A 20504-nucleotide genomic window follows, 5' to 3' on the forward strand; every position below is an offset into this window, starting at 1 on the left:
TTAGCAGCAGGAGCTTTTCGTGTTTGAAGAGCCGCAGGGCGAGGCTGATGCGGCGGTATCCTGATCCTCAAATGCCAGATTGTTCCAGACAGCCAGCTCCTTGCGTGCAGGGTAGCGCGCTTTGGAAACCATCTTGCCGTCTACCAGGATGGCAGGGAGGTCATCGCCGCCCGAAGCCTGCATCAAAGCGTTCACTTCCTCGTTCATTGTGAACTCGGTGGGTTCCTGGCTGAGATTGATTCGCCGCACGCTCACTCCCTGACTCTTCAGCCAGTCCAGATCGGCGGCAAACGTTACCAGCTGTTGCTCGACGTCGGTGCCACAAACGCCGGTTGAGCAACACATGGGTGGGTCATAAACGGTGATCGTTGTCATCTATGTTTCTCTTTTTGGCGGCATCGTTCCAGGTCATCTGGATGCCGCGGGTCTCAGTCAGAATTGCCCGGCACCACCAGCACCGGACAGTGAGCTCCCCTGGCGATGGCCTCGGCGGTGCTGCCGAGCAGGAACTCCTGAATGCGATTGCGGCCTCGCTTGCCGATCACGATCAGGTCGGCGTGCTCGCGCTTGGCCTCCTCGATGATGGCGCGTCGCGGGTCGCCGTCCAGTACCCGGGTCTCTAGGTCCTCGATGCGTTCAGCGATGCTGTCCAGGTGGCGCTGGGCATCGGCTATCTCCCGCTCGCAGCAGCCCTCGGAGGCACAGCTCGCGGTCACCGCCAGGCGGCGCTGGAAGCGCGGGGCGAGCCGCTCGGCCTGGGTCTCGGCGCTTGCGACCGCTTCTGATCCATCGGTGGCCAACATCAGCAGACATGAGTCGGCACCGCTTAGCTGCTCGGCTATCGGCTCCAACCAGAGGGGCTGCCGGGTCAGGCGGGCGGCGTCCAATGCCGTGCTACCGAGGAAGAACTCGTGCAGGCGGTTGTGGCCACGACAGCCAATCAACAGCAGGTCGGCGCCCAGTTCGTCAGCGGCCTCGGTCAATACGGCGCCGGGTTCGCCGCTGCGCACCTCAGTGTCGATGGCCACCTCCAGGGCGGCGAGATCGCCGGCAAGCTCAGCAAGCTTCGCCTGGTAGTGAGGGCGATGAGTCTCCTCGGGAGTGGCGGGGTAGCGCGAGCTGAGCACGTATAACAGCGTCACCCGCTCGGTGCCCCAGGCGATCAGCGTCTTCAACCGCTCCTGCAACAGCGGCAAGGCGGGGGAGAAGTCCACGGCGACCAGAATGTGCTTGAACATGTCTTACTCCTTGAAATGGTTGAGCGAGCTGCCATTCAGAATAGAACCCTGTAGCTCAGGACTGACGTCCTTGGCCATCGCTCAGCTTGCGGCCTGGGCCGCCGGGAAGCGCTCGCGGGTCTTGTTGGCGATGCGCACCAGCGCCAGCATCAGCGGCACCTCCACCAGTACGCCCACCACCGTGGCCAGCGCCGCGCCGGATTGCAGGCCGAACAGAGCGATGGCGGCTGCCACGGCCAACTCGAAGAAGTTGCTGGCACCGATCATCGCCCCGGGGGCTGCCACGTTGTGGGGCACCTTCCACGCCTTGGCCCAGCCGTAGGCGATAAAGAAGATCAGGAAGGTCTGGATGATCAGCGGGACGGCGATCAGCACGATATGCAGCGGCGCCTCGAGGATCACTTCGCCCTGGAAGGCGAACAGCAGTATCAAGGTGAGAATCAACCCGATGGGAGTGACCGGTGCCACCTTTTTCATGAAGACGTTGTCGAACCATTCGATGCCGTGGCGGGCGATCAGGGTGCGGCGGGTCAGATAGCCGGCTACCAGCGGAATGACGATGTAGAGCACCACCGACAGCGCCACCGTGTCATAGGGCACCTGGATGTTGGAAACGCCGAGCAGCAGGATCACGATGGGCGCGAAGGCGAACAGCATGATCAGGTCGTTGACCGCCACCTGCACCAGGGTGTATGCGGCGTCGCCGCGGGTCAGGTAGCTCCACACGAAGACCATGGCAGTACAGGGCGCCGCGCCCAGCAGGATGGCCCCCGCCAGGTATTCACTGGCGCGATCCGCGGGGATCAGCGGGGCGAATACCACCATCAGGAAGAACCAGGCGATGGCGAACATGGTGAAGGGCTTGATCAGCCAGTTCACCGTGGTGGTAATGACTAGCCCCTTGGGCTGGCGGCGCACGCCGAGGATCGAGGTGAAGTCGATCTGTACCATCATGGGGAAGATCATCGCCCAGATCAGGATCGCCACCGGGATCGATACCTGGGCGTACTCGAAACGTGACAGCGCGTCGGGAACCGCCGGAGCGAACTGGCCGAGCAGGATGCCGGCGACGATGGCCAGCGCCACCCAGAGGGAAAGGAAGCGTTCGAACAGTCCCATGCCTTCGGAGACGCTGGGGGCCTGTGATTCCTGCTGTGTGGTCATGCCATGACTCCTTTTATGATCAGTGGGTTACTCAGCGTGAGAATTATCTTGTTAGACATGAGGTAGAGGTGAGAGCACCTGAATCGTCGCAGCACTCATTGTGGGGTGGAGCAGTCGATCAGAAACGATGCCAGAGGCTCACAGATAGCCGGATGGTCGTCGCAGCAGTCTCGGACCAGAAACCGGATGGCTTCTCGCATATGGCTCAAGTTGGCCCGGTAAATGATCGAGCGACTCTGGCGCTGAGAAAGCACCAGCCCGGATCGGGAAAGCACGGATAGATGGGCCGACATGGTGTTGTGCGGGACCTCTAACTGTCGTGCGATCTCACCGGCAGGAAGCCCCTCTGGCTCATGTCGAACAAGTAGCCGGAACGCCTTGAGGCGGGTCTCTTGTGAGAGAGCGGAAAAGCTTTCGATTGCTTGTGAAGTATCCATATGTCCAAGTATATGGAAATGTAGGCTGTAGGTAAAGACCTCCACCCTTGACTATCCCGTTGCCGTTATCAGGGGTAGGTGGGATGGATGGTTTTGAGGATCGACATGCCAGGTTGGTCAGTGAGGAAGGCAGCCAGGCCGGATGACGGCAGGAGGCTGTGAGCAATACACCGCCAAGGCTTGGTGAACTGTGGATTGGGCATGATCCGGATCCTCGTGATTCATCTGGCTCAGGCGCGTTTCAGCTCGCCCCTGAGTCGAGTTCCCGGCGCGACGGTGTTATACACCGTGCCGAACTTCCGGACATTGTCGTGCAATCGCTCGAGGCGCTGATCGCTTTCATCGGTATCGACGAGGATCTCGTAGTCAATGCTTTCCATGCAGGGTGGGGCGTCCTGGCGTACGCCATGGAGTCGGACCTCCACGCCGCGTAGCTCGAACTTCAGGATGGGGCTGACGCGTTCGATGCTCTTGAGCATGCAGCCGGCGAGAGCCGCCATCAGCAGCTCCGCCGGATTGAAGGCATCCAGCCGGCCGGCCAGGTCCGTATCCAGGGTCAGCGTGGCGGACTTGCAGCGGGCCTCGCTGCCGTGGGCATCGACGCGCTGGGCGTTGACATTGAAGGTCATTTTTGAGGGTGTGTCGTTCATGGTGGCCTCTGTTTCGGGGGGAGGAATAGCGCTCTGGCGAATGGCAGGACTGGTGTGGCGCGTCATATCTGTCGCTCAGCGATCAGCTCGCCATCACGGACTGCGAATATGCTGCCCCGAGGCAGCGCTCGCCAGTCACCGTCCGACAGGGGCACACTGGCCAGCAGAATGACTCGCTGCCCCTTGTCGTGTTCCGGTGAATGTGGCTTTTCGAGCAGCTCGCTGGATGACTGCGTTGGACATGTGAGCCAGTAGAGCCCGGGCGGCTCGACCCGCCCTGTCGATGGTTGAAGGCGTCGGTCGGCATGGGCAAACAGAGTGTCACCATCGCTGTAGAGGAAGTTGGCCGGCCCGAAGCGGCGCAATACGCCGGCCATCTCGGCGACTGCCGCTAGGCAAGCGTCCAGAGGGGGAAGGTCATGGAGCGGTGCGGTTAGCCTTTCCATGCCTGAAAGAAGTTTGCAGAAGGCCAATTCGGAGTCAGTAACACCCACCGGTCGATAGTGTCCCAGTGGCGTTTCGGTATCCTCGAACAGGTGGGCCAGATTGCCATTGTGGCTAAAGCAGTGGACCCTTCCGTTGAGTTCTCTAATGAAAGGGCCGGTGTTGGCCAGTTCGACCATTCCCTGGGTAGCATGCCGGATATAGCCCAATGAGAGCCGAGCCAATGGGCCGTTAGCTTCCAGCCACTGGACCATGCCACTGGTGTCGGCGGCTTCGGTGCCGCGATAGAGCTCAACATCCCGGCCTTGATAGAAGGCCATTCCCCAGCCATTGCGATTACGGCTTTTCCCCTGCGCATGGGAGGCCAACGCGGTCAATGAAGACGTGAGTCTTGTCGGGTGTCGGCAAGACATGGCCAGCAATTCACACATATCGAAAGACTCTCTGCAATGTCATGGTTGGCGTCAGGTTATGCCGTGGAGGGAGTGATGGCCGTCCATGAATCATCCGTGTCGTCACTCGTTGAGATTGTCCCCCAGCGAATCGGTTGGTAGTCGAGATCTCCTTGAGGCGCCTGTGGGCCGGGGAGAACATCCAGAAGGTCGATCTTGTGGGTCACTTCCCCTGCCGGCCCTGAAGGGCCGCCTGCTGCGTAGGCAGCAGGCGGCTAGTGCCATGCTTATAGCGAAGCGGAGTCTCGGATGTCGATGTCGCCAGGCGTCCGCTCTTCTTGTCGATCAGAATATAGTCGGCGGTGATCTCGAACAAGGAATTGATGTGTGCTTTTTTTCATTCAGTGTGGAATTTGCCGCTGAGTTGGGCCAGGATATGGCTTACAAGGCGTCAAGAGGTATGATAGACGAAGTCGGTTCGAACCCTTGGCCGGGGGCAAAGACTTCACCTTGCTGTTCGAGTAGCAGGTCCGCGCAAAGGGGCTACTGGAAAGAGGCTAATTGCATCGTGATGATCTCTTGATCGGCAGACCTGTGGTGGCACCTGATGGATCATGACAATTCCACGTGAAGTAATCGAAAAACAAAAAAATTGGACAAACGAACAGGAGAGTTTTGCATGAAAAAAATAGCGATTCTGGCTGCTTTAATGACGCCACTGATGGCTTTACCTGTAGTGGCCGAAATGAGTGTTGAAGACCAGATTGAAACCCGTCAATCTGCCTATCAGTTTGCTGCCTGGAACGGTAAAAAGATCAAGGCCTGGGCTATCGAAGGTTCCGAGGAGTACAGCGAGCAGGATATTATTGCTGCCGCTAACGCCATTGCGGCTGTCGCCAATTCAGGTATGGGTACTTTGTTCAGCAGAGACAGCGCGAATGATCGGGCGGAAAATACGCGTCTGAAGCCGAACTTTTTTAACGAATTAGATAATGTTAAAAAGATTGCCGTCAGCTTTGCGCAGGAATCAACCGAACTTCAAAAAATCGTAGCCGATGGCGACAGAACTGCTGTGGCCGAGCAGTTCAACAAGGTCGTTGACACCTGCAAATCATGTCACGACAATTACCGGGCTGATTGATAAGTTAATCTCTATTTACCAACCTAAATCCCGGCTTGGAGGCGGTGGCGGCACCAGGCCGCCATTCGCTAACCAGATAACACCCACTGCAATCGCTACGGCAACCACAAATGCAAGCCAGCCGCCCCTTTTGGCGTCGACTTTTTTTGTTTTTCACCGGTTTATAACTGGTGACCATTGGTCGTACCAGATTGTCTTTTTTTATGTACGTGTAGAATTATCTTTGGTGAGTAAAAAGTTAGCAGAATGAGATAGACTTGGCACAGAAAAACACCTGAATCACTTTACATCTCAAAACGGTTGGCAATCCGCGACATAAAACGCAAAAAAAGGCGACAAAATGAAAGAAATAAGTTGGATAAATGACAATACGACCATACTGATACTAATCGACATTGCCATTGCTTTTGTATTGGGGATATTTTATCCAGATATCTTTTCTTATCTTGGAGAATACGCAATAATAGCTGCATTTATCATGATCTACCCAATAATGATCAATACAGATCTAAGAAGCGTCAAAGAAAGTCTTCATAGTAAAAAGTTTATATCACTTTCTTTAATATTCCATTTTGTTATCTCACCATTGCTCTTGTTTCTGATTTTGACATTAATGGTCAATGACCTCTCGATTTCTGCCGGATTATTGTTTATTGCTATTATGCCTGCCTCCGGGATGGCAGTTGTCTGGACTACCCTCAAAGAGGGAACAACCCAGCTTGCAGTTGTAGTCCTTGCGGTTTCTACTATTTTGGCAATAATGATTGTCCCTTTTGGAGCCTACTTCATTGTAGGAAATTACGTCGAAATCCCTATTGAAATTTTTATAAAGTCTATTTTGATACTCTTGATTTTACCAGTCACTCTTGGCTATTTGACAAGGAACACCATTATTAAATTCAAGGGTAAAGAGAAGTTTTCCGAAGCAAAACCATATATAAAAACAATTTCTATTTTTGGACTTTTAACCATAGTTTTTATTGCTTTTGGAAAGGAAGGACAGACTCTTCTTTCCAAACCACTTCTGGTTGTAGAAACTGTCATACCCATGATACTGTTTTACGCATTGGGGTTCGCCTTGATGACATGGGTTGGAATAAAAGCAGGATTTTCCAAGCAAGATATAATTGCTTTAAACTATAGTTCCTTAACCAAAAACCGTTCTATGGCCTTGGCTATCGCAATTGTTGCGCTAAATCCCTTGTCTGTGACAGCAATTGCTTTGGTTGGTGTTCTTGCTCAACTCCCAATGATAATTGTCTATGGAAAATTTGTAGATAAAATACTCAGCAAACATTTCCTATGAAGCTGCCTGCAAGCGATTCAGCCCTATTCACCAACCTAAGTCCCGGGTTGGAGGCGGTGGCGGCACCAGGCCGCCATTCGCTAACCAGACAACACCCACTGCAATCGCTACGGCAACCACAAATGCAAGCCAGCCGCCCCCTTTGGCGTCGACTGCCTGTTTCTTTTTTACCGGCTTATAGCCGGTGACCATTGGTCGTAGCAAGTTGTCTTTTTTTATGTACGTATAAAACAAAACGGCAAGTACGTGCAGCGCTGCCAGCGCATACAGGTACCATTCCGTTTCCCGATGCCAGCCACTCAAGATGTCACTCCAGTCAGACGACACCAGAGGAACCAGGGGGCCATCGAAAGCAATGTCGTCGTTGGCAAACAAACCGGTTGCCGCCTGAAAACCGAACAAGCCGATTAATGCGAGAACCGACAAGGCGCCAAGCGGATTATGGCCAACGCCTCGCCATTGGCCACGGAAATACGCCATGATTGCGCTCGGGCCCCGTACAAACGTGCCAAAGCGAGCATAAGTAGACCCAATAATGCCCCAGACAATCCGGAAACTCAGCAGGCCAACGACCAAAAGGCCAAAACGTTCATGCCAGGCCATCCAGCTACCACCCAGTTTCATGGTGACCACGGCACCTACCACGGCGAAGACCAGTAGCCAGTGAAACAAGCGCGTAGGTAGATCCCAGAGGCGGATTGTTGGTGTCATTTCATTACCTCGTTATCTCCACGCAACCAGGTGTTGGCTTGTACATAAAATGTTTGTCCCTTGCCCATATCGCTGATATAAAATACCAGAGTTTCAAGTGGCTGATTGGCTTCCTTGGCATCCGTCTACCGCTAGTCGGGTGAACTCTTTTTCACAGCAGTGTCCAGAGCATTTTTCCGGAAAGGACCAACAAAATGATGGCAATGAGTTTTTTGACATGAACAGCATTCATGTGCAGGTGCATAATCCGCTGCCCCAGGAAACCGCCCAAAATAGAGGCTACGGCCACAGTGGCTAATAAAGGCCAGTTCATCTCAATAAAGCTGAGATAGGTGAAGAACCCGCCCAACGTTGAAAAAGGGATGACAAAGCTGACGGCGTAAGCGGCTTTTTTAGTGTCGAAGCCCAGCAAAAGCAAAACAGCAAGAATAGGCGTTCCACCACCAACACCAACCAGCCCGGATGCCAGTCCAACCGCTCCGCCGAGCAGTAGCATCACCCAGGCACGATCGTAGGCGGCTTTGGCTTCCCGTCGGGAGAAAATCAGCAATCCCGAACTGATAATCAAAAAGGCCGTCAGTACCCACTGAACCAGCTCTTCCGAGACATACTGGCTTAGCCATGCACCAAGGGGAGTCCTGATTAGCAATGAAGCTCAGCCGACCGAATCACCCGCTGGGGCCGCGGCTTGCAGCGTACTGCGGCGATGAGCAGCCGTGTCGGCAGCACCCTGAGGTCGAAGCGGCGGTTGAAGCGATAGCTGAACGCGGCCAGATAGCGCGCCGCATATTTCTGGAAGCCGAAGGCATGGTACGCCCCTGAGAGGCTGGTCTTGAGATTACCGAGCACCGTATTGATCCAGTGAAACTCGGGCATGTCCTGGGGTTTGCGTCCCGCAACGACGGTGGGCTGATGCGTACATCCTGCGCTGGTGACGGCACCGAAGCAGGCCAGGCCATCGGAGTATACCGTGCTGCCAGGCCGCAGCGTCGTCTTGGCCCACTCGGCAATCGCCTCACGGCTGAAGGCCGCCACGGGGGTGAGCCTGACGAAGCGCGGATGGCCCGCGTCGTTGAGCGAGACGGCGGCCACGAAAGGCACCTTGTTCTCCGATCCGCGTCCGGCCTTGCCGCCACGGTGCTCTCCGCCCAGGTAGGCATCGTCGACCTGGACCGGACCCTCGAGGACGTAGCGCGCCTCGCGCTCCGCCATCGCCTCCATCACCTTGTGGTGGATGAGCCAGGCCGTCGGGTAACTCACCCCGAGGTCACGCTTGAGGGCGAGCGACGACAGCCCGGTCTTGGCCTGGCTGATGAGGTGGATCGCCAGGAACCAGGTGGTCAACGGCAGCTTGGTGCCCTGCATCAGGGTGCCGGCGATCAGCGAGGTCTGGTGGCGACAGGCGCGGCACTGGAACAGCGTATGGTGGTGCCGGCGCACCCGGAAAGGATGTGCCCTCGCAGCGCGGGCAGCGAAAGCCGTCCGGCCAGCGCGTCTGCTCCAACGCCGCCGTACACTGCGCTTCGGTCCCATAGCGCTCGAAAAACTCGGGCATCGACAGGCCGGGCTGAAACTGGATGGGGTTCATGGCCATGACGTCATCCTCCGCCTGAAAGCTATATACATATACAGTATAGCTTTTGTCGTCATGAGGGCAAACCGGGCTGACGATCATTGCTAATCAGGAGGGGAGTTGCCACCAATACCGAAACAACTAAAGGCAAGGCGAAGCGGAAATCAACCAATCCCTTTCGCACGTTGATGGTCGAGGCAGCAATCGTAGACGCCGAATTAATGAACAGGCCAATGGTTTTGGCCAGGTTCAAGGGCAACTCCATCATCGAAAATATGGGTACCAGTGCGACAGCGGAACCTACTCCACCTGACGCAAACACCGTTGAGACGATGAAGGTCACAACGAAGTAAGTTCCGTAGTCGAATACAGTCATAAAGGTCAAGAAAATCTACTTTAGTCGTCCGGAATGTGTTTATTCATTACTGCTGATCGTTTAAACGCATGATGTAGTCGCGCGCCTTATCCCCACGCAGCGCATCAGCAATGCCCAGCATGCCGTTGGTCAGGTATCGCGCATTGAAACCTTTCAGGGTGAGATATAGCCGGGCTATCTCTGCACGGTCGTAATGCGGACACATGGTGACGATAGTTTTATCTCGGTCAAGTTCACCAAGGCGGTCTGGCAGCTCATTTAATGGAATATGCTGGCCGAAGCCAATGCGCCAGGCGGCGTATTCCTCGAGAAAGCGAATGTCGACGATCTGTGCCTTGCTGTCGGCATACAGTTCCAATAGTTCGGGAATCTGAATTTTCATATCAAGCCTTTCCTGATAATCGAAACGGCGTAAATAATCCGAAAATTGTATGCTTTTCATGGTTTATAGCACCTTATATGAAAATAAATTTAAATTTAGTATCTCTTGTAAGATAAAAATCAAATCATTTCCGGATAAGAGAGTTCCTAATGGATGGCTAGCTGAAAAACCATCATGGCTAGAAACGCAAGAACCACGAAGACGCCAACCGTTGCCGGCTGAAGTTTTCTGTTGGCGTCAGGCATCAATTCTGCGAAAACCATCCAAATCATCGCCCCTGCGGCCAACCCCAGCCCAAAGGGGAGAATTGGCTCAAAGGTACTGACAAACATATAAGCTGGTACGGCCATGAGTGGCTGGGGTAGGCTGCTAAAAATACTCCAGCTGGCGGCTTTAAAGACCGAAATGCCACGGGGCACGAGTATCAGCGCAATGGCCAATCCCTCCGGAATATTATGAACAGCTATAGCCGCTGTAATAAATATGCCAAGCTCTTGGCTACCTCCGTAAGAGACACCGACACCTATACCTTCTGCAAAGGAGTGGGCCGTCATGACCCCGACAATCAGCAACACTTTTTTCGCATCAGCACCATTTAACTCGCCGACATCGGGTGCGCCTTGCTTCTCAATCCATCGATAGGCCAAATAGACAAGAAACAGCCCCGAGGTAACGCCAGCGAGCGCTAGCCACTGCTGTTTTGCGAGGCCTTCCTGAACGAGACTATGACTTGCAGCAAGCATCAGGCCCGCAGCCGTGGCCGCACCAATGCTCAGCCATTTTTTTTCAATATTTTTATTGAATGACAGTGGCAGTGCACCCACCCCTGTAGCTAAGGCGGTAATAAGCGCGGCAATAAACACCGTTAAAAGCGTTACTTCAACAGCCATCGTTGATCCTTCAGTAATTGACAGTATTCAGGACAGAGTGAAGATAGAATTAGGCTGGGCTTGCCGCCCCACGCTCTTTATTCGTCTGCATCTGCCTGTTTTTTTGTCTCGTGCTCGGTTCCGGGAGCATGCTCTGGTGGGCAGTAAGTGGTGTAAAGTTTCAGCGTTTCGGTTCCAGTATTACGAAAATTGTGGAAACAGCCGGATGGCACGATACTGACATCACCTGATTTCACTGGCACGGTTGTGTCGCCAATTTGGGCTTCGCCATTACCTTCAACAAAATAGAGCAATTGATCGTGGCCTTCGTGAACTTCGCCACCGATTTCACCGCCTTCAGGAATCGCCATTAGTACCAACTGTGTGTTGTCTCCCGTCCAGAGCACCTGACGAAACTCGTCATTGTCTTTTGCCATTTTCACAATAGGTAGTGTGGTTTTGTCTACTTCTTTCATGTCTTAATCTCCAGATTTTGTGGTGTTTAAAGATGAAAAATATCACCGTTTCTTTTAACTTACTGCAATATGCAGCAAAACCAAAATTTCTTGATCTATTGTTAATTAACAACAACAGTCGTTTTATCAATACCGGTATTACCATTTTTTGGGTCGTAAGCGTGAACGATCACATCATATATCCCAGATTCACTAATGGGTATCTCACCGCTAAACAGACTGCTTTTACCCGCGTAAGACATTACCTCTTCACTAATATTTTTCCCGTCCATTGTTATAGTCATACCTACCTCGAACTTTTCCGCATCCCACAGGCCGCCTTTAGTAATCGGGCAACCACACATCATCATGACATTGGCACTGACTGAAAGACTGTCGCTCTCCGATGCTGATACGTTCTGGGCCGCAGCTGGTTCCAGTATATTGACAACAAGGCCTGGAAGTTCAATCACCCAGCCATCTCCCACCGAGAGGTGACCTCCGGGAATAACCCATTGTGTTGCACTCGCCCCATGGGCAGCTTGCAACTGAGCCAATGGACCATAAACTTCTGCTTCAATCATGCGTGGGCGGTCGAGATCTAGCGTTGTATCGAAAGAGGCAGCAGATTTGTCTGCCATAGCTGCACGGCGACCCCCATTTTCATGCATGATTTTAGCGGTGTTGCCGGTGCCACCCGCGGTTACACCCTGTGCCAGAACCTCATCAGTCTCTTTGTCGCGCAGAATGACCCGAACGCCTCCCATGCTAGTCCCTACGAATTTGGCATCTTTACTCATCACTCGAACCGTGATGTCAGTATCCTCAGCTTGAGCTAAACCTGAAGCGGTAGCCAAAGCAAAGCTAGTTCCCATAACAATCGTTTTTATGTTCATGACTTTCTCCTAATTACAATGTTGTGGTTGGGTAGGCCGGGCGATGACCTACACCAAGAAGACGTACAAGGTTGAAAAAGGATGCAGGAAAAACGCTTTTTTTGTGAGAGAGGCGAGAGCTTTTCGCTCCCGCCTCTCACACCGGGGTCTCCAAGACAGCGACGGCCGAGGAGATCAAGAAGGCCTACCGCAAGCTGGCGCGCAAGTTTCATCCCGATGTCAGCAAGGAGCCCGAGGCCGAGCAGCGGATGCAAGAGATCAATGAGGCCAAGGCCGTGCTATCCGATCCGGAGAAGCGTCTCGCCTATGACCAGTTGGCCGAGCAGTACCGCTCGGGCCAGGATTTCCAGCCGCCACCGGACTGGGATGCAGGCTTCGAATACAGCGGTCGTGGTTTCGAGGAGGCCGACCTTGGTGAGTTCAGTGATTTCTTCGCCAATCTGTTCGGCCAGGGTGGGCGATCAGGACGAGCAGGGCGAGGGGGTCGCACCTATCAGATGCGTGGCGAGGATCGTCACGCCAAGGTCTTCATCGATCTGACGGATGCCTTCCAGGGCGCGACTCGGCCGTTAACCCTGCAAGTGCCCCAGGTCGATGCGCAAGGGCACGTGGTCTCTCGGGAACACACCCTCAACGTGCGTATCCCCAAGGGAGTGAGGGAGGGTCAGCATGTTCGCCTTTCAGGCCAGGGGAGTCCCGGTGTCGGGGGTGGCCCGGCGGGGGATCTGTATCTGGAGATCCACTTCACGCCGGATTCGCGTTATCGGGTCGAAGGGCGGGATGTCTATCAAAAGGTACCGGTGACGCCTTGGGAAGCCGCTCTGGGTGCCAGCATCGAGACCCCGACTCCCTCGGGAGTGATCAAGCTCAAGGTGCCTGCCGGGTCATAGACCGGTCGCCGATTGCGTCATAGTGGTCTGCATGGGCAGACCGCCTCAGCCAAGGGTCATATCTGCAGCTTGCCGATCACTTCGCCATCACGAACCGCGATGATGCTGCCCTGCGGCAGTGGCCGCCAATCTCCCTCTGACAGAGGCATACTGACCAGCCGGACGGCGCATTGGGCAGCGTCGGATTCCGACGATCAGACCCTCTGCAACGCCATGGCCGGCGTCAGTCTGTTTGGTGGGGGATGGCCGTCGATGTCGTCACTCGTGGAGATTGACCCAGCGAATCGGCTGGTGGTCGAGATCTCCCCGAGACGCCTGTCGGCCGGGTCGGACGTCCAGAATGTGGATCTCCCAGGTCACCGTCCTGCCGGCCAGTGGGTGGTTGCCGTCCAGCATGGCACCGCGTTCGGTGAGGCCCACCACCTTAAGCGAGAACTTGCCCCGCTGCCCGCCCGGCGTCAGCGTCATGCCGACGCGAATCTCCTGGCCCGGCGGCAGGTTGTCGCGCACTGCCTCGAAGACCAGTTCCGGCCGGTGTGGGCCATAAGCCTGCTCCGGCTTCAGCGTTACACTAAGTACGTCGCCGGCCTGGTGGCCCTCCAGCGCCGCCTCCAGGGCCGGCAGCATCTGACCCGTGCCGTGCACATAGCGCAGTGGCGTTTCGAGGGTTGAGGCCGCCAGTCGCTCACCATCCTCGTCGGTCAGCACATAGTCGGCGGTGATCTCACACAAGGGGAAGATGCTCGTCATGGGAGGCTCCTGTTTCAAAATGCGGGCCGCGTCACTGCCACGCCTTCACGCCAGAACCGGGTGGCCGCATGGCGGATGAGTCGTCGTGGCCATCGCGGCAGCGCCCGCACACCGCCAGGTGATCGGCGCTGACGCCGGCTGCAACGAGCCGGCTGCGCATCTCCGCCAGGACCGGGTCGCTCTGGAAGGTTTCGCCGCAGGTGCGGCAGGTCAGTATTTCCCGCGGGGCTTCGCTGGCCTCGAAGGTCTGCACGGCGGCTGTGGCGTCAGGCCGCTCCGGGGTATGAATCGCCTGCGGAGCAAGGGGTGGCAGTATGGCCTCGAGGCGGGCCAGGTCATGGGTCAACTGGTCATGGGACAATTCGACCAGGAGTCGCCAGCAGTGGGTTGTGGTGTCCATGTCGGCTTCCACTGCCTTGCAGCGGATCCCCGCCAGAGCGGGCAGGGTGAAGTCATGCAGCATGATCGCGACGTCCGTCAGGGCAGGGGTGGCATCTGTTTCGGCCTCGCGGGACTCCATGGCCTCGCTGTAGACCCAGGCTAGCCACTGCAGGTTGAGCGACAGGTGGTCGGGCAGATCATGGAACGCCGGGTCGCGCTCCAGGCCGTGACGGTGGTAGAGCGCTTCCATGTGCGGCACGCTCCGCGACATCAGGCCACCGTCCAGATAGGCGCCCAGGTTGAGCGGTGCCGGAGCCGGTGGCGTCAGGAACAGCCGGCTGTAGCCCAGGATCAGCTGCTGGGTGTTGGTCAGTCTCCCCAGTGCCTGGGCGAGGGCGTCAAGACGTTCGGAATTCAGCGTTGGCAGTGTTTCGGCCAGGCTTCGCAGGTCATCCAGCAGCGGACCTTGCGCTTCAGCCAGGGTGACCCCCGCCAGGGGGGCGAGGAAGGTCCGGGAGAGGCAGAGGCTGAGCTCGGCGGCCGGCAGCAAATCGGGGAGTTGCGGATCTTGTGTCATCTTGCTGACGGGGCGGCCTGCCGGTCAGCAGGCCGCCCCTTCTCCTTCAGAAAGCGTCTTGGAAGGTGGTTCAGGCGGTACCCGCCGACGCGCTGGCCGGCGCCTGGGCTATCTGCGGCGGCATATCTCCCAGGTTCAGGAACTTCTCGCCGAGCAGGAAGAGCACCAGGCACAGCGAGACGCCGACCAGGGTCAGGGCCCATTCGGTAGCCGAGGGGGTATAGGCGATCAGGTTGGGCTCCCAGGTGCCCTTGAACAGCGGGATCACTTGGCCGCCGACCACGAAGTAGAAGCGCTCGGCGAACATCGCCAGGCTGACCAGCAGGGCCGTCAGTACCTGGATGCCGGGCCGGTTGCGCAGCCCGCCCAGCAGCAGCACGAAGGGCAGCAGCAGGCCGACGACCAGCGTCGTCAGGTAGAGGCCGGATTCCAGCAGGTACTCGCTCCACACCAGGTTGACCTCCGGGTTGTTGCTGTAGAGCCCGGTGATGGCGCGCACCACGATGAACAGCAGGGTGGCACCGACCAACGCGGCGAACAGCCGTGGCAGGGCGCCGCTCATCAGGCGCTGCAGCGCTTCCGGCATGCGCTCACGCCGGAATCCATAAGCCAGATAGGTCAGGAGTATCAGCACGGCCACGCCGCTGGTGATGCCGGTGGCATAGAAGTAGACCGGCAGCAGGGCATCGAACCAGAAGGGGCGCATGCTCATCATGCCGAAGATCAGCGCCAGGTTACCGCTGGCCAGCAGCACGCCGATGAAGGAGGCGATGCCTACCTGTCTGGCGGTCTTGCTGTCCCAATGACCGCCCTGCAGCTTGCCGAACTTCCACAGCAGGAACAGCAGGTCCAGGGAGTAAAAGACGCCCATCCAGAACATCGCTGACTGCACCTGCAGGTTCGTCGGGATCACCCACAGCATACGGAAGGGGTGTCCCAACTCCAGGGCCAGTACCCCCATCCCCGAGATAAGCAGGGCGAAAGCCAGGAAGATGCAGCGCTTGGCCAGCGGGTAGTAGGCCTTGAAGCCGAACACCAGCGGCAGCGAAGCGACCAGGCCCAGCCCTGACGAGGCCAGCGCGAAATAGACGTAGGTGGCGATGGGCTGCCCCCAGGGCAGCACGGAACTGGTATTGAAGGCGGTGTGGCCGTTGGCCATCAGCTGCGCCAGGACATAGCCGAGGCTTGCCAGCAGCACCACGGCGGCGATGACAAGCAACCCCCAGCCCACTGGGCCCTGTAGAGCGTTGTCATGAGTCGTGGGTTTCATGCCTTTCATGGAAGTGCTCATGCGTCATTCTCCCTGTCGGCGGGGGTGAAGGCGGGAATACCGGCACCGGCGCCCAGGTAGTAGACCTGCGGCTTGTTGCCGGTATGGTCCTTGAGGCGTACGCCGTGCTTGTCACCGATGAGCTGGTTGACCTGGCTCTCGGGGTTGTCCAGGTCGCCAAAGTAGCGGGCCTTGGGCGCGCAAGTGCGCACGCAGGCCGGCACGTACTCCTTGACCTCGGGGTTGTCCTCATCGAGATCTGCCACACCCTCCGGCGCATGGCGGACCTTGTGGTAGCAGAAAGTGCACTTGGAGACCACACCGGCAGGTTGGATGCCGATGCCACGCCGCCAGTCCTCCTCCGGATTCTGATAGGGAGGGCTCCACAGCTGGCCGTTCTCGCCCGGGAAGACATCACGGATATCGGGCTCGATCAGCGGCTTCTCGTCGGCGTAGAAGCGCACGCCATAGGGGCAGGCGATCATGCAGTACTTGCAGCCGATGCACTTGTTCCAGTCGACGAAGACGATGCCGCCGGCATCCGGGTCCTTGTAGGTCGCACGGGTCGGGCAGACGTGCACGCAGGAGGGGTTTTCGCACTGCATGCAGGGGCGCGGCAGCCACTTCATCTGGCCGCTGGGGTTCTCGCCCGCGTTGTAGTAGAGCACGTCCTGCCAGGTCTCTCCCGGCAGGGTGTTGTTTTCCATAGAGCAGGCGGTTGTGCAGGCCTGACAGCCGGTGCACTTGTCCAGGTCGATGACCATTCCCCACTTTGCCATAGTCTTTCTCCTCCAGCCTTGTTCGGTCAGGGTATTAAGAATCAGGCGCGTTCCAGCCTGACCTTGCCGGTGTAGTAGCTCGCCAGCCCCGAGATCGGATCCGACTTATTGGCGGTGATCTCGCTGGAGTTCCCAGGGCCGCGCCCCTTGGCCCAGCGCCCCTGGGCCCAGTGGCCGAACTCGAAGGGCAGCACCAGGGTGTCGGGGCGATGCGAAGCGACAAAGCGACACTCCGCCTCGATGCTGCCGATATCGGAGATGATCCTGACCCTGTCGCCGTTGCCGATTCCCCGCTCGCGGGCCGTCTGGGGGTTGACTTCAAGGTAAACGGTTCCGCGTCCTCCCACGATGGGCTGATGCACCATCATCTGCTGGGGGATGTTCGCGCCGCGGCCTTCCGCATGCAGCGGGGTCTTGGGGGTCACGAAGTGCAGGTCGCCGTCTCCGCCTGTATAGATCGGCTCAACCCACTGCACCAGGCCGGCTCGATCACGAGGAATGCCCATCTCGCGCTCGATGTAGTCGGCGTGCTGCTCCAGAAACCCGGAGCGCACTTCGAACTTGCCGGAAGGCGTCTTGAACAGGTGCTCCTTGACCTCTTCCTCGCTCATCTGACGGCCATAACGCTGGCCGTCCCACTCGTAGAACTCGCCACGAATCTGGCGCCACTGATAGGGTTTCTTGTACCAGACGCCCTTCTCCTTCCAGCTGTCGAAGCCGTCGACGCCGTTGTCGCCAGGGTCATCGGCGAAGCCGGCCGCCAGGTGGCGAATGTAGTTATCCAGGTTGCCAAGCTCGCGGTAGTAGTCGCCCATGGGGCCTTCGATACGCTTGCCCAGCTCGATGACCACGTCGCCGTACATCTTGGTGTCGTGGATCGGTTCCACGGCCGGGGTACGCAGCTCGGCCATCGGCCAGCCTTCGAAAGGGTAAGAGGGCACGTCCTGGGTCCGTTCCAGATAGGTGCAGTCGGGCAGCACGATATCGGCGTACATGGCCGTCTCGCCGGGGAAGGGCGAGGTGTCGATGATGAAGACATTCTTGAGTGCCTCCTCCCACACTTGGGGATTGGGTGCGCTCCAGATGGGATTGGTGTAGTAGAACATCGCCGTATCGAGGGTATAGGGATCGGCGTTGAGATGGTTGGTGGCGCACTCCTGCATCATGTTGCTGACCATCGGCCAGCGATCGGTGCCCTTCATGTCGAGCCTTGGCTGCTGTTTCCAGGCGCCATCGCGAGCATAGTCGTCCTGATAGTCTTCCACCTTGACAGGCAGCGGCCCGTAGGAGGGGCCCACCTGGTAGCCGATTCCTCCTTCGGCAAAAAGCGAGCCGACCAGCGCATTGAGGCTATGAATGGCCATGCCGTTGTAGGTGCCATTGGAGTGGCCAGTGGCGCCACGTTCGAACAGCGCCACGGCGGGGCGCGTGGAGCCAAACTCCATGCCGGTGCGGCGTATGTCGTCTGCCTTGATGCCGGTGACTGCTTCCGCCCACTCAGGGGTGCGGTCCTTTAGCTCCTCGTTCCACCAGTCGGCCAGGCCGTGGACCCATTTCTCTTCGAAGGTCGCCGGGGAGATGCGCCGCGCCGCCACGAATTGCCGGCCAGGAGTGGTGAAATCGCCGACGAATTCACGATCCCAGAGTCCCTCGGTGAGGATCACGTGGGCCACGGCCAGGGCGAAGGCACCGTCGGTGCCGGGCTTGATGTAGAGCGCACGGTCCGAGGCGGCCATGGTCGGGCTCATGCGTACGTCCACAGTGGTGACGCCCGTCTTGGGGGTCTTGGTGCGCATGTGGCCCCACATCTGCATCACGTTGTTGTAGGGACGGAAGGCCTCGAGGAAGCTGGCGCCCATGATCAGCAGGTAGTTGACGTTGCGGTAGTCATAGGAGCTGTAGGAGTTGTTGCCATCGGTAGCGAGCTTGGCCTTCTTGGAGCCGTCGGCACACATCGAGGAGTGGCCGATAGCGGCGTTGGGCGTGCCGTAGAGTTCGCCGAAGGGGTACTGGATGCCGGCATCCGATGAGCCCCAGCCACGGCCGTAGAACATCGCGAAGCGATGCGACTCCTCGCGGCGTCGAAGATCGTTCAAGCGCTCGGCCACGGTATCCAGGGCCTCTTCCCAGGAGATCGGCACGAAGCCTGGGTCCTCGTCGCGTCCCTTCTTGGGGTTGGTGCGTTTCATCGGCCCCTTGAAGCGGTCCGGGTCGTAGAGGAAATAGCTGCCCAGATGCCCCTTGGGGCACAACTTGCCATTGGAGATGGGGTTGTCGCTGGTGCCATAGATGGCGTGGACACGCCCGTCGGTGGTGTAGACATCGATGCCGCAGCGTGCCGGGCATTGGGCGCAGACGTTCTTGGTGATCGTGGTCTCGCCGCGGGGCGTCTGAGCGCGTGCCTCCCTGGCCGGCATCAGGCCGGGAAGTCCGCTGAAGCCTGCAACGGCGCCGGCCGAGGCGCCGACGGCGGCCGATGACTGCAGGAAGCGGCGCCGGTTGATCATCGTCTGGAACAGTTTCATCGGTTCTCCCTCGGGGTGCTCGTCTCGAAGCGCGAGTCGTTGTGGAATCAGTGGTGGCAGGCGCCAGCGATGTTGGCGTCCGGCTCGGTGGTCTCGTCAGCCGAAGAGTTCATGAAAGCTCTCCTCCATCAGTGCCGCTTCCCGCCGGCAGGCAGGGCAGGTGGAGAGGGTCTCGGCAGCATCACGCCGTAGCTCGCCATCGACCGGGGTGAAGGGCCTGCCGCAGGATCGGCAGTCGATACGTTGACCCTGTCGCAGGGTGACGGCAGCTGTCTGGGATCCCTCGGTTCGTGTCAGCGCCCCTTCCGGGCAGGCACTTAGGCAGTGGCCGCAGTCGAGGCAGGCTAGTGGGTCGAAATTCAGGTCGCCTTCCTGTGTTTCCTGCAGGGCCTCGGTGGGACAGACACGGGCGCAGACGCCGTGGGCCCGGCAGGCATCGGCATCCAGGCTCAGCCCGGGCAGCGCCGGCGCCGCCCTTGTCTCTTTCAGCGCCTCGGCGGCCGCCTGCTGTCGCTGCACTCGTCGCGCCTTGGGTGCGGCGTCCTCGGCGGCGATGGCCGGCGGTCGCGGGGCCGGGCGGCCTCGCAGCAGATCGCGACGGCTCACTGCCGTGCGGGCCGCACGGTAATCCTCTCCGGCGTTCGCCTCCGAGATGTGGCAAAACGTTTGGGCCTGCTCAAGCCATCCATCCTGCTCGGCAGGCTCGGCCGCTTCACAGTCGCGGCAGCTGGCGGGCAGCATCAGTGTTACCGCCCCAGGCGCCGCCCGGGCGGTGAGCCAGGCCAGCAGGTCGGGGCCGAGGGCACGCAGGCAGTGCAGGCGAGTCAGGTCTTTCTGATCAGTTACACGATGACAGCCCAGGCCGATGGGTTCTCCCTGTGCCTGTCCTGTCATCAGCGCGTCGATCTCTGCGCTCACCAAGGCCTCGCTGGGGCAGGCCGCCACGCACTGGGCGCACCCGTGGCAGGCGTCGCTTGCCAGAGGAGAGACACCGTCGTCGTGCTCCTGGAAGGCGAGGGCTTCGGTGGGGCAGGCGTCGAGGCAACGGCTGCAGGCCAGCGGGTGGGGCGGCGCCTGGAGGCAGCGTGATGCCACCCATCCCAGGGAGATCACTCCCGGAACGAGGGGAGTGGGCGTTCGGTGCGCGTGGGGCTCACGGTGTGGCATAACGGTTTGCGAGCTATCCTTTTTATGATGATATGCGTATTGTCATATATCAGCGCATAGAGCGTGGCATAAGGCGGTATCCTTCGCCATGCGGATTAGCCCAAAGTCATAGCGCCTGGTGGGGATAGCTT

General features: G+C 58.1%; 22 protein-coding genes and 2 pseudogenes. 4 read left to right on the forward strand and 20 right to left on the reverse strand.

What is annotated here, in order from left to right; translation table 11 throughout:
* The 6 genes from arsD to U5L98_RS07130 form a co-directional block, all read right to left on the reverse strand.
* Positions 1-375, reverse strand: a complete 375-nt coding sequence (gene arsD, locus U5L98_RS07105) for an arsenite efflux transporter metallochaperone ArsD (protein WP_322557622.1) — start codon at positions 373-375, stop codon at positions 1-3.
* 53 nt (positions 376-428) lie between these two features.
* A complete protein-coding gene (locus U5L98_RS07110) occupies positions 429-1238 on the reverse strand; it encodes a universal stress protein (protein ID WP_322557623.1) in 810 nt (269 codons plus the stop codon).
* An 81-nt stretch (positions 1239-1319) separates the two neighbouring features.
* Positions 1320-2402: an ACR3 family arsenite efflux transporter gene (gene arsB, locus U5L98_RS07115; protein ID WP_322557624.1), complete on the reverse strand. Its 1083-nt coding sequence runs from the start codon at positions 2400-2402 to the stop codon at positions 1320-1322.
* A 95-nt stretch (positions 2403-2497) separates the two neighbouring features.
* Positions 2498-2839 carry a metalloregulator ArsR/SmtB family transcription factor gene (locus U5L98_RS07120; protein ID WP_322557885.1) on the reverse strand — a complete coding sequence of 114 codons (342 nt, stop codon included), beginning with the start codon at positions 2837-2839 and terminating at the stop codon, positions 2498-2500.
* A gap of 230 nt (positions 2840-3069) precedes the next feature.
* Positions 3070-3489: an OsmC family protein gene (locus U5L98_RS07125; protein ID WP_322557625.1), complete on the reverse strand. Its 420-nt coding sequence runs from the start codon at positions 3487-3489 to the stop codon at positions 3070-3072.
* A 62-nt stretch (positions 3490-3551) separates the two neighbouring features.
* Positions 3552-4364, reverse strand: coding sequence for a class II glutamine amidotransferase (locus U5L98_RS07130; RefSeq protein ID WP_322557626.1), 813 nt, complete (start codon positions 4362-4364; stop codon positions 3552-3554).
* Between the two features lie 640 nt (positions 4365-5004).
* On the opposite strand from U5L98_RS07130, the gene U5L98_RS07135 reads away from it, so the two are divergent.
* Complete coding sequence (locus tag U5L98_RS07135) at positions 5005-5466, forward strand: cytochrome c (RefSeq protein WP_322557627.1); 462 nt, start codon at positions 5005-5007, stop codon at positions 5464-5466.
* Between the two features lie 340 nt (positions 5467-5806).
* Positions 5807-6772, forward strand: a complete 966-nt coding sequence (locus U5L98_RS07140) for a hypothetical protein (RefSeq protein WP_322557628.1) — start codon at positions 5807-5809, stop codon at positions 6770-6772.
* Between the two features lie 27 nt (positions 6773-6799).
* On the opposite strand, the gene U5L98_RS07145 is transcribed toward U5L98_RS07140, so the two are convergent.
* The 8 genes and pseudogenes from U5L98_RS07145 to U5L98_RS07180 all read right to left on the reverse strand — a co-directional run bounded on the left by U5L98_RS07145 (position 6800) and on the right by U5L98_RS07180 (position 12034).
* Complete coding sequence (locus tag U5L98_RS07145; RefSeq protein WP_322557629.1) at positions 6800-7483, reverse strand: cytochrome b/b6 domain-containing protein; 684 nt, start codon at positions 7481-7483, stop codon at positions 6800-6802.
* A gap of 151 nt (positions 7484-7634) precedes the next feature.
* On the reverse strand, positions 7635-8132 hold the full coding sequence (locus tag U5L98_RS07150) for a sulfite exporter TauE/SafE family protein (RefSeq protein WP_322557630.1): 498 nt from the start codon (positions 8130-8132) through the stop codon (positions 7635-7637).
* A pseudogene (locus U5L98_RS07155) lies at positions 8126-9077 on the reverse strand (IS1595 family transposase). The gene U5L98_RS07150 and the pseudogene U5L98_RS07155 overlap by 7 nt, the downstream one beginning before the upstream one ends.
* Positions 9078-9129: 52 nt before the next feature.
* On the reverse strand, positions 9130-9441 hold the full coding sequence (locus tag U5L98_RS07160; protein WP_322557631.1) for a hypothetical protein: 312 nt from the start codon (positions 9439-9441) through the stop codon (positions 9130-9132).
* A 37-nt stretch (positions 9442-9478) separates the two neighbouring features.
* Positions 9479-9874 (reverse strand): rhodanese-like domain-containing protein, encoded by a 396-nt coding sequence (locus U5L98_RS07165; RefSeq protein WP_322557632.1) that lies wholly within the window; start codon positions 9872-9874, stop codon positions 9479-9481.
* 86 nt (positions 9875-9960) lie between these two features.
* The gene (locus tag U5L98_RS07170; protein ID WP_322557633.1) at positions 9961-10704 is read right to left on the reverse strand and encodes a ZIP family metal transporter; all 744 of its coding nucleotides are present in this window, start codon (positions 10702-10704) and stop codon (positions 9961-9963) included.
* Positions 10705-10781: 77 nt separating this feature from the next.
* The gene (locus U5L98_RS07175) at positions 10782-11159 is read right to left on the reverse strand and encodes a cupin domain-containing protein (RefSeq protein WP_322557634.1); all 378 of its coding nucleotides are present in this window, start codon (positions 11157-11159) and stop codon (positions 10782-10784) included.
* A 101-nt stretch (positions 11160-11260) separates the two neighbouring features.
* Positions 11261-12034 carry a hypothetical protein gene (locus U5L98_RS07180; RefSeq protein WP_322557635.1) on the reverse strand — a complete coding sequence of 258 codons (774 nt, stop codon included), beginning with the start codon at positions 12032-12034 and terminating at the stop codon, positions 11261-11263.
* A 155-nt stretch (positions 12035-12189) separates the two neighbouring features.
* Here U5L98_RS07180 and U5L98_RS07185 point away from each other — a divergent pair.
* Together U5L98_RS07185 and U5L98_RS18735 are read left to right on the forward strand one after the other, a co-directional pair.
* Positions 12190-12333 (forward strand): annotated as a pseudogene (locus tag U5L98_RS07185) (DnaJ domain-containing protein); the annotation flags it as partial.
* Positions 12310-12924: a DnaJ C-terminal domain-containing protein gene (locus U5L98_RS18735; protein ID WP_416208214.1), complete on the forward strand. Its 615-nt coding sequence runs from the start codon at positions 12310-12312 to the stop codon at positions 12922-12924. The pseudogene U5L98_RS07185 and the gene U5L98_RS18735, both read left to right, overlap by 24 nt.
* 258 nt (positions 12925-13182) lie before the next feature.
* Here the strand turns inward: U5L98_RS18735 and U5L98_RS07195 are convergent, their stop codons facing one another.
* From U5L98_RS07195 to U5L98_RS07220, 6 genes are all read right to left on the reverse strand, one after another.
* Positions 13183-13674, reverse strand: a complete 492-nt coding sequence (locus tag U5L98_RS07195; protein WP_322557636.1) for an FKBP-type peptidyl-prolyl cis-trans isomerase — start codon at positions 13672-13674, stop codon at positions 13183-13185.
* A 31-nt stretch (positions 13675-13705) separates the two neighbouring features.
* Positions 13706-14632, reverse strand: coding sequence for a molecular chaperone TorD family protein (locus tag U5L98_RS07200; protein WP_322557637.1), 927 nt, complete (start codon positions 14630-14632; stop codon positions 13706-13708).
* 70 nt (positions 14633-14702) lie between these two features.
* Positions 14703-15923 carry an NrfD/PsrC family molybdoenzyme membrane anchor subunit gene (gene nrfD, locus U5L98_RS07205; RefSeq protein ID WP_322557638.1) on the reverse strand — a complete coding sequence of 407 codons (1221 nt, stop codon included), beginning with the start codon at positions 15921-15923 and terminating at the stop codon, positions 14703-14705.
* Positions 15920-16681 carry a 4Fe-4S dicluster domain-containing protein gene (locus U5L98_RS07210; RefSeq protein ID WP_322557639.1) on the reverse strand — a complete coding sequence of 254 codons (762 nt, stop codon included), beginning with the start codon at positions 16679-16681 and terminating at the stop codon, positions 15920-15922. Before U5L98_RS07210 ends, nrfD begins: the two co-directional genes overlap by 4 nt.
* A gap of 41 nt (positions 16682-16722) precedes the next feature.
* Positions 16723-19206, reverse strand: a complete 2484-nt coding sequence (locus tag U5L98_RS07215; RefSeq protein ID WP_322557640.1) for a molybdopterin-dependent oxidoreductase — start codon at positions 19204-19206, stop codon at positions 16723-16725.
* A gap of 96 nt (positions 19207-19302) precedes the next feature.
* Positions 19303-20319, reverse strand: a complete 1017-nt coding sequence (locus U5L98_RS07220; protein WP_322557641.1) for a 4Fe-4S dicluster domain-containing protein — start codon at positions 20317-20319, stop codon at positions 19303-19305.
* Positions 20320-20504 lie beyond the last annotated feature (185 nt).

Source organism: Halomonas sp. (genome assembly GCF_034520545.1).
Taxonomy (GTDB): Bacteria; Pseudomonadota; Gammaproteobacteria; order Pseudomonadales; family Halomonadaceae; genus Halomonas.